Annotated in this window: 15 protein-coding genes; 12 read left to right on the top strand and 3 right to left on the bottom strand. The window is 40.1% G+C overall.

Features of this window, described 5'->3' with window-relative positions; all coding sequences use genetic code 11:
- Window positions 1-287 precede the first annotated feature (287 nt).
- Window positions 288-1,199, bottom strand: coding sequence for a type 2 periplasmic-binding domain-containing protein (locus tag K245_RS23315; RefSeq protein WP_156906711.1), 912 nt, complete (start codon window positions 1,197-1,199; stop codon window positions 288-290).
- Between the two features lie 372 nt (window positions 1,200-1,571).
- On the opposite strand from K245_RS23315, the gene K245_RS0106140 reads away from it, so the two are divergent.
- Window positions 1,572-2,504, top strand: coding sequence for a hypothetical protein (locus tag K245_RS0106140; RefSeq protein WP_156906710.1), 933 nt, complete (start codon window positions 1,572-1,574; stop codon window positions 2,502-2,504).
- Window positions 2,505-2,533: 29 nt separating this feature from the next.
- Here K245_RS0106140 and buk read toward each other — a convergent pair whose 3' ends face one another.
- Window positions 2,534-3,604 (bottom strand): butyrate kinase, encoded by a 1,071-nt coding sequence (gene buk / locus K245_RS0106135; RefSeq protein ID WP_232223799.1) that lies wholly within the window; start codon window positions 3,602-3,604, stop codon window positions 2,534-2,536.
- Window positions 3,605-3,957: 353 nt separating this feature from the next.
- Here buk and K245_RS0106130 point away from each other — a divergent pair, with 353 nt between their 5' ends.
- The 10 genes from K245_RS0106130 (at window position 3,958) to K245_RS0106080 (ending at window position 11,588) form a co-directional block, all read left to right on the top strand.
- Complete coding sequence (locus tag K245_RS0106130; RefSeq protein ID WP_027358589.1) at window positions 3,958-4,563, top strand: DedA family protein; 606 nt, start codon at window positions 3,958-3,960, stop codon at window positions 4,561-4,563.
- A 5-nt stretch (window positions 4,564-4,568) separates the two neighbouring features.
- Complete coding sequence (gene ndk, locus K245_RS0106125; protein ID WP_027358588.1) at window positions 4,569-4,985, top strand: nucleoside-diphosphate kinase; 417 nt, start codon at window positions 4,569-4,571, stop codon at window positions 4,983-4,985.
- Window positions 4,978-5,727, top strand: a complete 750-nt coding sequence (locus K245_RS0106120; protein WP_232223798.1) for an RNA methyltransferase — start codon at window positions 4,978-4,980, stop codon at window positions 5,725-5,727. The genes ndk and K245_RS0106120 overlap by 8 nt, the downstream gene beginning before the upstream one ends.
- A 249-nt stretch (window positions 5,728-5,976) precedes the next feature.
- Window positions 5,977-6,738, top strand: a complete 762-nt coding sequence (locus K245_RS23310) for a metal-dependent transcriptional regulator (protein WP_084156146.1) — start codon at window positions 5,977-5,979, stop codon at window positions 6,736-6,738.
- 366 nt (window positions 6,739-7,104) lie between these two features.
- Window positions 7,105-7,527 (top strand): EamA family transporter, encoded by a 423-nt coding sequence (locus K245_RS0106105; RefSeq protein ID WP_027358585.1) that lies wholly within the window; start codon window positions 7,105-7,107, stop codon window positions 7,525-7,527.
- A gap of 6 nt (window positions 7,528-7,533) precedes the next feature.
- The gene (locus K245_RS0106100; protein WP_027358584.1) at window positions 7,534-7,956 is read left to right on the top strand and encodes an acyl-CoA thioesterase; all 423 of its coding nucleotides are present in this window, start codon (window positions 7,534-7,536) and stop codon (window positions 7,954-7,956) included.
- A 476-nt stretch (window positions 7,957-8,432) separates the two neighbouring features.
- On the top strand, window positions 8,433-8,894 hold the full coding sequence (locus tag K245_RS0106095) for a universal stress protein (RefSeq protein WP_027358583.1): 462 nt from the start codon (window positions 8,433-8,435) through the stop codon (window positions 8,892-8,894).
- A 443-nt stretch (window positions 8,895-9,337) separates the two neighbouring features.
- Window positions 9,338-9,946, top strand: coding sequence for a TetR/AcrR family transcriptional regulator (locus K245_RS0106090; protein WP_027358582.1), 609 nt, complete (start codon window positions 9,338-9,340; stop codon window positions 9,944-9,946).
- On the top strand, window positions 9,943-10,491 hold the full coding sequence (locus K245_RS26405; RefSeq protein ID WP_051283918.1) for a PaaI family thioesterase: 549 nt from the start codon (window positions 9,943-9,945) through the stop codon (window positions 10,489-10,491). The genes K245_RS0106090 and K245_RS26405 overlap by 4 nt, the downstream gene beginning before the upstream one ends.
- Window positions 10,488-11,588 (top strand): patatin-like phospholipase family protein, encoded by a 1,101-nt coding sequence (locus K245_RS0106080; RefSeq protein ID WP_027358581.1) that lies wholly within the window; start codon window positions 10,488-10,490, stop codon window positions 11,586-11,588. The genes K245_RS26405 and K245_RS0106080 overlap by 4 nt, the downstream gene beginning before the upstream one ends.
- 315 nt (window positions 11,589-11,903) lie before the next feature.
- On the opposite strand, the gene K245_RS0106075 is transcribed toward K245_RS0106080, so the two are convergent.
- Complete coding sequence (locus tag K245_RS0106075; protein ID WP_027358580.1) at window positions 11,904-12,095, bottom strand: hypothetical protein; 192 nt, start codon at window positions 12,093-12,095, stop codon at window positions 11,904-11,906.
- Between the two features lie 91 nt (window positions 12,096-12,186).
- On the opposite strand from K245_RS0106075, the gene K245_RS0106070 reads away from it, so the two are divergent.
- Window positions 12,187-12,885, top strand: coding sequence for a GntR family transcriptional regulator (locus K245_RS0106070; RefSeq protein WP_027358579.1), 699 nt, complete (start codon window positions 12,187-12,189; stop codon window positions 12,883-12,885).
- Window positions 12,886-12,917: the final 32 nt, after the last annotated feature.

The following is a 12,917-nucleotide window of genomic DNA, read 5'->3' as shown; positions in this document are numbered from 1 at the left end:
ACACTTCAGGTTGTTTTGATTCGGTATGCAGAGAGCGCGGACTAAAAAAAGAAGGTTCTGGTCTCGTTAAGTGAGGAATATTTTATTATTCCAATAACTACTGATATTTTTAATAAAAAAGATACCAAAGAGTCGCTCTTTTGAAAAAAGATCCGCAAAAAGTCAAAAAAGGCAACAGCGTCATGCCGGACATGATCCGGCATATTTGTATTTTCAGATACTTCTGGATCCCAGCCTGCGCAGTAATTAAGAGAACCGGACTTTTTTGCGACCTTGTCAAACTTATCTTATTTTGATTTTATTAATAAATCATTTAACCACCAGGAAGTGTCAGGTTCAGGAGTTCCAGCGGAGAGATCCGGATTTGAGAGCCTTAAAACCATTCTATTATCAAGATTTACCTTTTTTATGGCAGAAGAGTGCTCTTCAAGAAAAAGCCTCTTAAATGCCCCTTCTTTTTCAGCTTTTTTTAAGCCTTCTTCTATCCTGTTTGCAAGGGCTGCATTGTTCTTGTTGACGAAGAAATAGACAGGCATGGGATAATAAAGGGCCAGTTTTTTTTCCTCATCTATGGCTGGAAATGTATCCCTGATCTTAGAAAGCTCTGGCCCTATTTCATTTATTCCTCTTGGGAAAAAATCAAAGCGCTTATAATAAAGCATTGGGAACAGATTGGTGTATACGCTTGATGTCACGACGCGAATGCCATTTGCCTTTAGAATATCAATATCTGCCCACTGATCACAGAATCCGGCGACAAAACCATCCTTAAGATCCTTGAAATTATTAACTTTTTCGAATCTTGGGGCATTATCTTTATGTATGAGTAAAAGCCTTAAACCAATAATTCCTTTCATGATATCCATTTTGACAGGCAAAAAACGTTTTTCTCTTTCGATATTTGATGGAAGAAAAGCTACGTCGTAATTATTTTTTTCAAGTTCGTACAAACCTCTTGCCTGGGTTATTTCCGAATCCCCCTTGTATGGCACAAGAACATACCCTCCATGGGTTTCCAGTGTTTTCTCAAGTGCAAGTGCAAGCAATTTTATTCTGTAATCGTATCTCGGATCAGTCTGGAAATACCTGACAACAGTATCAACTTCTGCAAAGGTAATGCCTGGGCATGTCATCATGCCCGCAAGGACGATGATAAATAATAGCGGAAAAATTTGGGGATAAAAAAGAAACTTACTCATGAGAAACCCGATATTTATGGTTAGGCTGAAATATTGATGGAATCGCAAAAAGTCAAAAAATGGCTTTAGCATCATGCCGGGCTTGATCCGGCATCTTTGTATTTTCAAATATTTATGGATTTCGACCTTCGCCGGAATGACGGGGATCTGATTTTATTGCGAGATCATCAAATATTATATTGTCATTTAGAGCAAATGCTGACATTCCGGTTAACAGTTCTATTTAAGATCTCATTGTCTCGCGTCAAAATATATATTACTTAGATCTTGTTAGTCGAACAAATAATTCACCATATAAAAATTATGATTATAAAAACAAAAGATTCCAACTACATCAAAATAAGCATTTGCATGTTTGCAGTCTTCATTTTCATGTCAATAAGCCTGGATGCTGCTATTTCAGAGCCATTGACCCAAAAAGGGTATTCGTTTCTTGGAAATATTGAGCACCCTGATCTTTTTGAAGCAAGCGGACTTGCATATTCCACGTTGAACCAGGGTATCATCTGGTCCCATAATGACAGCGGTAATGCCCCTGTTATTTACGCAATGTCAACAAATGGCCGGAATATGGCATGCTTCACGCTTGAGGACTCAGGATGCCTTGACTGGGAAGACATAGCTTCATTTTCAAAAAACAAAATATCTTATCTGCTGATATCAGACACAGGAGATAACCTTGGGATCAGAGACCTGAATTATCTGAATATTGTCAGGGAGCCATTATTAAACAAGACCCCGGAATCAATCAATCAGGAATCAGTCATGAATGATGAAAAATGCTCTAAGAGCCTCAAGCCTGAGAAGATCATCAAATTCAGATATCCTGATGGCAGTCATGACTGTGAGGCTGTGGCTGTGGATACAACATCAGATTCGGCTTTCCTTGTATCCAAAGGAGAGATGCCGCCTGTTCTTTATGAAATCCCCTTATCTTCTTCAGGGAATGAGGCCATAACTGCAAAAAAAATCGGAATCATCAATCTTGCATCATCTGATTCAAATGATAATGAAAAAATAAATCAGGGTAAAAAAAGTTTACGTGTGACTGCCATGGACATAAGCAGGGACTGCATGTCCATGGTACTTTTGACTTATACCGACGCATATCTCTTTAAAAGAACGAGTTTAAAAGAATCGTGGCGGTCAGTTGTTTCACGCCCTGCTCAAAAAATAAGCCTCTTAAGTAATACAGATAAAAGACTACCCCAAAGGGAAGCTGTCTGTTTTGAGCCAGACGCTTCTGCGATTATTGTCACAACGGAAATAAAGCCTTCTGGTATTTTCAGATTCCCGGTTAAATAATTGTCTGATTATTCGCTTATTTGTGGCTATCAATAATTCTTTGCGGCTTCTTCTCCGTTCAAAACCCTTAGCGCTCCTGCTGCAAGTGCTGACATTTCGTCCTCTCCAGGAAAAATTCTTACGGGTGCTATAAATGAAACCATTTCAGTAATCCAGCCTGTGAGCCTTTTGTCAAAAGCCAGTCCCCCTGTAAGGATTATTAAGTCGACCCTACCCTTTAAAACTGCGCCGCACATACCTATTTCCTTGCCTATTTGGTAAGCCATGGCATTGTATACAAGAAGCGCCTTTTCATTGCCGGAATCTATCATTTCAGATACTTCCCTGCCATCATTTGAATTGAGGTAGGCGACAAGGCCGCCCTTCCCTTTTATTCTTTTTTTCATTTCTGAAAATTCAATTTCTCCAGAAAAGCAAAGCCTCGAAAGTTCGCCAACAGGAAGACTGCCTGATCGTTCAGGGCTGAATGGCCCATCACCGTCAAGGGCGTTATTCACATCGATCACCCTGCCTTTTTCATGTGCTCCGACAGAAATGCCTCCGCCCATATGACAGACTATGAAATTGCAGTCATTGTAGCCTTTCCCAAGTTCTTCGGCTGCACGTCTTGCAACGGCTTTCTGGTTGAGTGCATGGAATATTGATCTTCGTTCAATTTCAGGTAGCCCGGATATTCTTGCAAGGTCAGAGAGTTCATCCACAACCACAGGATCCACAATAAAAGACGGGACTCCAAGATTTCCCGCAATTTCATTGGCAATAACTGCCCCAAGATTGGAGGCATGCTCGCCGTAAAATCCTGATTTAAGATCAGCTATCATTGTATAATCGACAATATAGGTACCACCGGATACAGGTCTAAGCAGACCACCACGACCTACAACCGCTGTCATTTCAGCAAGATTAACGCCATTTTTTTTTAAGCTCTCAAGTATTACATCTTTTCTGAAACTGTACTGGGATAGTATTGATTCAAAAGAATTAATTTCATCGCTCGAGTGCCTGAGAGTTTCCTCAAATAAAGGAACAGTTTCCTTAAAAACCGATATTTTAGTGGATGTCGAGCCAGGATTGATGGCAAGAATCATATTTCCCATCATTAAATGATTTCCTTTTATAATTGACAAGGTCGCCAAAAGTCCGACTACCGTCATTCCGGAGCAGGCCGGAATCCAGACCTTTCTGAAAAGACTGGAGCCGGGTCAAGTCCGGCATGACGCTAAAGCCATTTTTTGACTTTTTGCGAGTCCATCATAATTTGAACTTTTCAGGTTCTTTTTTGATATAAAAAACGATTTGCAGTCAACATGATTTTGGCGCCGGACAACAGGCATGATTCAAATTTGTCATTGCAGCAACGCCGCATCCGTTGTATTCAGGCAATCTCGAATGTATATAATGGGTTGTTCAAGCCTCTTAAAAAAAATACAATAGAATTTGCATAAGGAGCCTTATGGGTATTACGCAGTTTTTAATAGAAAAAGCCACCTGGATAATTGATCTTACTGGTCATCCGGGCATAGCTGTTCTAATGATGTTTGAAAGCATGATCGCCCCTATACCAAGCGAAGCTGTAATGCCATTTGCAGGATGGCTTGTTGCGACCGGGAGATTCACATTCCTTGGAGTTTTCATATCAAGCACCATCGGCAGCATTGTCGGATCTCTGCTCTCTTATTGGATTGGATATTACGGAGGCAGACCACTTGTAGAGAAATTCGGAAAATATCTTCTGCTCAACAGTTCAGATCTTGAGGCAACAGAAAGGTTCTTCTCAAAATACGGCTCACCAGCAATATTCATAGGAAGATTCATTCCTGTTGTCAGACATCTGATATCGCTCCCTGCCGGCGCCGGTAAAATGAAACTTCTCCCCTTCTGCATCTATACAACAATAGGTGCTTCGGCATGGAACATGTTCCTTGCGTGGGTCGGATTCAAAATGGAAGGATACAGAGAGCTGATTCATCATTACAGCAGGCCTGTTGACGTTGTGGTGGTTCTTGTTATTCTTGCAGGAGCGGCCTATTTTGTTAAGTCTCATCTGAAAAGAGGATAAGAATCATGCAAAAGACCCTTGCGCTTATTAAACCTGATGCCGTTGCGATAAATGCTACAGGAGAAATAATTAAAAGAATCCAGACAAAGGGATTCAGAATAAAAGCAATGAAAATGACCAGGCTCTCCCTTGAGATAGCAGAAGATTTTTATGACGTTCACAAAGGCAAGCCTTTTTATGACGATCTCAATTCCTTCATGATCTCAGGCCCGATTGTGGCCATGGTGCTTGAAAAGGAAAACGCCATAAAAGCCTGGAGAGATCTCATGGGAGCGACAAACTTCAAGGAAGCGGCAGAAGGAACCATAAGAAAGGATTTCGGCTCTGCCATGGAAAAAAATGCTGTGCATGGATCTGACGCCCCTGAAACAGCTGCGAGGGAAATTTCTTTTTTCTTCAGTAAAATGGAGCTGGTTGGATAGAAAGATCATGGTTGAAGCTTTAAAACTCGAAAATATCAGTATTGTTCTTCACAGGCCAAAATTCCCGGAAAATATAGGAAGCTCCGCAAGGGCCATGAAAAACATGGGAATAAAAGAACTCCTTGTTGTTGATCCTGATGATTTTGATCTTACAAAAATCGGGAAAATGGCCACACATGCATCTATGGATATTGTGGATAATATCAAAAGGTTTGATACCTTGAATGAGGCCCTTGCAGACTTCTCCTATGTAGTCGGGACAACAGCCAGAATAGGAAGAAACAGACAGGTCATTCATGATCCGGCGGATCTTGCGCAGTCACTCATTCCTGTGTCAGTGAATAACCGTATAGCCATTGTATTCGGTCGTGAAGACAGGGGTCTTGAATCAGGTGAAGTCCAGCTATGCCACAGCCTGCTCAATATTCCGACAGATGGATTTTCCTCTCTCAATCTGTCCCAGGCAGTAATGGTTGTATGCTATGAGCTTTTCAAAGCAAAGGGATATATTGGCAAGGATTTTCTACCCACACTTGCGACAAGATTCGAGCTTGAACAAATGTACTTTCATCTGAAGGATATTCTCCTGAAAATTGATTTCATACAGAAAGACAATCCTGATTACTGGCTCAACAATCTGAGAAACTTCTTTTCAAGACTGCCTTTAAGAGCCAAAGAAGTCAGAATAATCAGGGGGATATGCAGGCAGATTGAATGGTATGGGAACAGGGACAAGGAATAGTTATACCAATTCCAAATCAAAGCGCTATCTATGTTGGCATCGTCGTCAGCTCCTCAACGTACAAACCACGTACGTTTGCGTCGCTTCCTCCTTGCCGCCTTGATTTCATCTTTGATTTGAAAATGGTATTATATAGTTCACTGACTGCTCTTTTTACAAAATATCAGGTCTTTGCATTCTTACACAATTTGGGATATATGTTTGGGGCTTTATTTATTAAACCTTATTTTAAAATAAAGGTGCCTCTTAATGGAATTTGACATAACCCTGACCGCCAGCCTTGAAGATTATCTCGAAGCAATTTTTCATATAGTTGCCGAAAAACAGGCTGCCAGAGGAAAAGATATTGCAAAGAGGCTGAACGTTAACAGCTCTTCTGTTACTGGAGCCCTGCGTTCATTATCTGAAAAAGGTTATATTAATTATGCACCATACGACCTTATAACTTTAACTGAAAATGGTCAGACAATAGCAAGGGAAATTGTACGAAGACATGAAACCCTAAGGGATTTTTTTGAAAAAATTCTGAAGATAGAAAAAATAGAAGCGGAAGAAACTGCCTGCAAAGTAGAACATGCTGTTTCGAGGAAAACCCTGGATAAACTGATCAGCTTTGTCGAGTTCATAGAAACATGCCCAAGAACAGGAAGAGACTGGCTTGCAAGTTTCGATGGCAGGTGCGAAAACCCGTCCATGCACGAAGAAGAATGCTCTGAATGCCTTAGTCGTTGCATAAGCCTAATGCAGAAAAGGATTGGGGATCTTTCAGACAAACAGAATATTCACTCCCTTTTGTTCCTCAAAAAAGGAGAAAAAGGGACAATAAATGAAATCGGAGAAAATAGCTCCATAGCAAAAAAACTTGCAGATATGCAGGCTTCTCCGGGATGTATCATAACAGTCGAAAATTCTGATATGGAATCTGGTCAGATGGATATAAAAGTTAAAGGCTATCACCTTAAAATATCCAAGGAAGATGCCGAAAGAATAACCGTGGTTCATCTCAAATAATTTTGTGGGTATGTCTTATTTTCAGTTACAGTGCCTTGTATGGTTAAATTGCCGTAAAAAAGGCCAATTCGTCGGATAAGAGCGTCCTTTGCTCGTAATCCGACATTGATCCGAATGCCTTCGGCGAGTCGCTTTTTGAAAAAAGCTCCGCAAAAACTTTATGGTTTTGTTAGTAGACAAAAAACTGATATTTTTAGAGTTTTAAAAATGTTAAGCCCATGAACTTTCAAATATTACTGAGAATTGAGCATAACCACAAAAACTTATGATTTAGTATAAAAATTTGCCAAAGTCCTTCTCGAAGTCTTTTTTACTAAACCATCAAGTTCAAGTCCAAATTTGTTTTAGTTCTTTATGAGTTTATAAATGCTTTTAGTTTCAATATTCATAGTAATAATATCGGGTGTGCTTTATCACTTCTGCCAGAAGACAATATCTCCGGACGCCCACCCACTAGTTTCCCTGATAATTACATATACAACAGCAATCGTGCTGTCATTGGCGGCTTTTTTCTTTTTTCCGCTAAAACATGGAATAGTGGATTCTTTAAAACAGGCGGGATGGGCAACATATTTGCTCGGTATAGCAATATTCGGTCTTGAGGCCGGATATCTATTAGCATACAGAGCTGGAGCCGATCTTAGTTCTACGGCAATTTACACCAATGCTGCCGTTGCCATAATGCTTATTCCAATTGGAATGTTCATATTCAGGGAACATCTATCTGCGGCAAGGATGGCGGGAATAGTATTGTGCATAGTCGGATTTCTTCTTATCAGTCGAAAGTGAGTAAATATGCCAAAAGTTACAATTGATATTCCGGAAAAATGCCATTTCGAGACAACCATAAACGTCAGAATCACAGATCTAAATTATGGAAATCATGTTGGCACGGACAATATGGTTTCCCTCATTCATGAGGCCAGGTTCAAATTATTTGCAAGCCTCGGCTACTCGGAAATGGATATTGAAGGAACTCGTATCCTTATATCTGACCTTGTGGTTCTGTACAAAGCAGAGTCTTTTTACGGAGATGTACTAAGGTTTGAGATAAGTGTCTGCGGTTTCAATAAATATGGATGCGAGATTTTTTACAGAATCTCAGACTTGAAAGACAATAAACCAATTGCGAATGCAAAAACAGGCGTAGTTTTTAAAGACAAGAAAACTGAACAGCTGACAAGTCCGCCTCAAAAATTCATTTCCATGTTTTCATGATTAGGCTTTTCTGCTGCAAATTAATTATTGATGGACTCGCAAATAGACAGAAAAGTGATTCATCACCATGCTGGACTGGATAAGGCATCTTTGTATTTTCAAGCACTTCTGGACTCAGGCATGCGCCGAAATGACCGAAATCGGACTTTTTTTACGACTTTGTCAATTATTAGAATTTATAATTTCTGATAACCTTCCATAAGCCTTGAAATCAAATACACTTTTAGTTAGAATGTAATAAAAATAAGCAGTTAATATAGTATCAAGTTTTTTTTGAGATCTCTGTTTCATGCATTTTTGATGTGGCAGGAAGGAAGCTGCGTACGGAGAACGGGAGTTTATATGGTTATAAAGGAGGATTAGAGTACGACGCTGACGAGTCTAAAGCGCAAAAAGGCAATTTTTAGAGGTGGCCTAGGGTTATGGGCATTTTGCTTTACATCCCTGAAATCCCACCAATCTGAAAGGAGGGAGTCATGCAGACAGATCAGAAAGAATTCAAAAAAATACTTTTCCCCATTGATTTTTCCGAGCCTACCAAAAAAATCATACCTTATGTATTAACAATGGCAGACAAATTCGGAGCAGAAGTTCACATACTGTTTGTTTCCAGCACAGTTGAGCACTTCAAGAGCATTTATGTTCCGCATCCGGCCGTAAACAGTTTTGAAAAAGAAATTGCTGAAGGGGCCAAAAGGAAAATTGATGAATACACCGAGGATAATTTCCCACCCAAACAACAGCCTATAAAAGCAGTAAGGTTGGGAGATCCTGCAGATGAAATAATCAAATACGTTGAAGAAAACGCTATAGACCTTGCCATTGTTGGAACACACGCAAGAAAAGGCCTGGAAAGGATAATATACGGCAGCGTTGCAAGAAGTGTTTTTGAGAGATCAAAAATACCAATTATGGTAATCAATCCCTATCTTCTTTAGAAACGCCATCCTGCCATGATATTGACCCGGTGAAGCGCAATGCTTAACGCTTCACCGCGATGCTGAAACTATGCCTTCACCCTATGTGCTGCCATTCTTTTTTTTGACCTTTTGCTGTCTTTTTATGGTTTTTGCAATCATGTCGGGCATCAAAAAAATATGTGGTTATGTTCAATTCTCAGTAGCATTTGAAAGTTCATGGGCTTAACATTTTTAAAACTCTAAAAATATCAGGCTTAACGTCGGATTACGGACAAAGGGCGTCCTAATCCGACCTACGCATCACCCTTTTTTGATGGCAAATTAACCATAAAAGGCACTTCTTAACTGAAAATCAGGCAGAGCTACATAAAAATATTGATATTTTAGTGGTTGAATTTTTTTAAAAGGTTAACTAAATGAATATTCAATTAAGCTTTCTAATAATTAAAAGCCGGAACTAAATGAAGAAAAGACAGACCGCAGAAATAAGAAAACCTGAAATCATAAGCAATTTTTACCAAGTCATCATTGAAGAGGGATTCGAAAATGCCTCGATCCAGAAGGTTGCAAAAAGAATGGGGATTCACCCTAGTCTGATCATCCACTATTTTGCATCAAAGGAAAATATGGTGATGGGACTGGTTGACCTTGTGCTTGAATCCAACTCCAATCTTTTTACAGGACTTCCTCCTTACGACTTTTCCCCGGAAAAAAGGCTCAAATCCCTTATCGGGATTATATGGAGCCAGGACTGGCAGACAAACATCGACATTTCAGTTGTTTATGCCGTTTTGTCCATGGGATACAGAAACACCAAGGTTTTTGAAAGAATTCTGAATCTTTACACATCCTATAAACTGTTTCTTAAAACAGAACTTTCAAGATTCAGTGAGGCAGGAATAATAAGCGGCATTGATCCTGAAAACGCAGCTGATATTATTATTTCAATGTCTGAAGGCTCCCACTATTTCATGCCGTTTCATATAAAACATGAGGAAATTGAAGCACACAGACAAAGAATGATGGATGCGGCTTTAAAGCTGCTGAATTATAAGGGCATGGAACCATGAAATCTGCAAGCAATCCAAATGCACAAAAAAAAGAAAGAAAACTTCTGCCTGTGATAGATCTCAAATGCTTCGGATGCGGAAGCGAAAATCCTCATGGCCTCAGAATGAGATTCGAGACTGATGGTTCGAGACTCTATTCAAGACTGTCCATCGCAGAGCATCTAAGGGGCTGGAGCAACCTTGCCCACGGAGGCGTCATTTCGTCCATCCTTGATGAAGTGATGAGCTGGACAGCAATATGCCTGAGCGAACGACTAATTCTTACAAAAAAGATGGAGGTCGAGTTCCTGAGACCTGTTTTAATTAAAGAGGAAATATTCGCGGAAGGCTGGTCAGACGAGATCATAGATGGCCGGACAGCAATAATTTCGGCCCACATAACGGATGCAAAAGGCAATGTACTTGCACGGGCAAAAGGGAATTTTGCACTTCTAAAAAAATCCAGTTTTGAAAGGCTGGGAATAACAGTTGAAAATCTGCCCAACAGCATTGAAACTCTTCTTGAAATTGTGGCAAATCTCAAAAATATGGATGAAGACAAATGAAATCAGGACTAATTGAATTCAGGGCCGGAGAATCAGCATACAGGATAATAAAGGAAAAAGGTCTTTCTTCTGATGACGTCAAGGTGGTTGCAGGAGCGTCAGGAGCCGCAAAATGGCTTGTCCTTGCAGGACTTGACAAGTATCTTTTTTCTGACTGGTTCAAGGATAGAACAAACCCTCTGTTTCTTGTGGGGTCATCAATAGGAGCATGGAGATTTGCAACAGCATCCTGTCCTGATCCTGAAAAATCAATTTCCAACTTAGAGTATGGATACATTAACCAGAAATACGATGGGAAACCGACTCCGGGAGAAGTAAGCAGTGTAGGCTGGGATATTCTTGGAAAACTTTTCGATGAAAAATCATCCATGCATGCCCTGAACCATCCGTTCATGCGTCTAAGTATACTGACAGCAAGAAGCAGGGGCATTCTTTCAACAGAATCAAAAATCAGAACCACCCTTGGAATTACCGCTGCCGCAATGGCAAATGCCGTTGACAGAAAATACCTCGGATATTTCTTCGAACGCGCCATGTTCTCTGATTTCAGGGATCTCCCGCATTTTTTTAATATGGATGAATTCCCGATTTCCCAAATAAGGCTTGATGAACATAATCTAAAACAGGCTGTAATGGCATCTGGCTCCATACCAATCATAATGGAGCCTGTGACAGGCATTAATAATGCGAAACCGGGAGTTTACAGGGATGGAGGCATAATAGACTATCACCTCGACATCCCATTTCTGCCTGTTGAGTCCGAGGGGATAACTCTTTATCCCCATTATGCTGGCCAGATAATTCCGGGCTGGTTTGATAAATACCTGAAAAAAAGAAGGCCGGACATGGAAAATATGTCTTCTGTTCTTCTTGTTTACCCTTCTGAAAAATTCGTAAAAATGCTGCCTTATTCAAAAATCCCGGACAGAAACGATTTCACCAGATTTTTGAACAAAGACAAAGAAAGAATAGCATACTGGACAAAGGCTGCGGAAATGAGCAAAATGATAGCTGATGAATTTCATGACATTGTTGATTCAGGAAGAATCAAAAATACTGTTAAGCACATGAATACTCTTTGGCCTGACAGATTGTAGTTTTTTTGGGGTCAACTCAAAACGACGCTTAAATTCTAATTTTGATAGGCTAAAGTCAGAAAAAGGCTTCAGCGCGTGCCGGACTTGATCCGGCATTTTTGTATTTTCAGATACTTCTGGATTCAGGCTCCCGGTTTTCACAAGAACAGGCCCCGCCGGAGGCCGCTTTTTTATTAAAAGCAATACTTAGTCAGTGGAATAACATTTAACTGGACAAAGCCATAAACAATGCCCCTCCTGTGCGTCCTCATCCTTGCCGTCATAAAAAGGTGTCGGCGTCATACCTGATTTGATCCGGCATCTTTGTATTTTCAATTACTTCTGGATTCCGGACTTCGTCTGAATGACGATAATCTGACTTTTTGCAAGACCATCAACAAATGATAACAGGTAAAAAAAATCTATCACAGCGGTAAAAAGGAGAACAGCCTTTGCTTTCAGCTCCTCCGTAATTTTTGAGACTTTATCAATTTTTATTTTTCCGATTTCATGATTTATTCTATACATAAAATATATGCCTTTTTTCTTAAGTAATTTCTTGTATAAATAACAGATTAGAGGTAATACCAGTATCCGAAATATCTTCCGGAGGTTATAAATGAGCTCTTCCAAACCATTAAAGCCAGCGCATTTTGCTGAACATCAACTCATGACGTCTATTCTTCAAGGAGAATACAGCGCTGGATCCCCCCTACCGGGTGAGAGGGAGCTTTCCCTGCAACTTGGAGTTACAAGGCCAACCCTGAGGGAAACCCTGCATAAGCTTGCGGCAGAGGGCTGGATAACGATTCAGCATGGGAAACAGACTGTGGTTAATAATTATTTTGAAGCGGGCGGACTAAGGATGCTGAGCACGCTCATAAAATACTCGGTAAATCTGCCAGAGGGCTTCATTTTGAATCTCCTTGAAGTCAGAGGAGTAATCTTTCCTGCAATCGCAAGGGCTGCCGCAAAAAATGACTCCAAGACCTTGCTGTCTCATTTAAAAGAATCAGAATCATTATCAGATGATCCTGATTCTTTTCTGAATTTTGACTGGAAACTTCAGATTCTCATTGCAAAAATTTCTGGCAACCCGGTCTGGACATTGCTTTTAAATGATTTTGCCGCAGTGTTTGGAAATATGGCCGCAAAATATTTCAGCATTCCAAAAAACAGAACCTTATCAAGGATTTATTATAAGGAATTCATAAGAGCGTTATCAGAAGATGGAGACGTAGTTGAAGCAGTTGTAAAAAGTGCTCTGAAACAGAGTTCGAGCTCATGGAAAGAACTTATCAGCAGCAATAATATTTGAACTAAAACATATTATAGTTTTTGATTTAAGGT

Source organism: Desulforegula conservatrix Mb1Pa (assembly GCF_000426225.1).
Taxonomy (GTDB): Bacteria; Desulfobacterota; Desulfobacteria; order Desulfobacterales; family Desulforegulaceae; genus Desulforegula; species Desulforegula conservatrix.
This window is presented reverse-complemented; position numbering and strand designations above follow the sequence as displayed.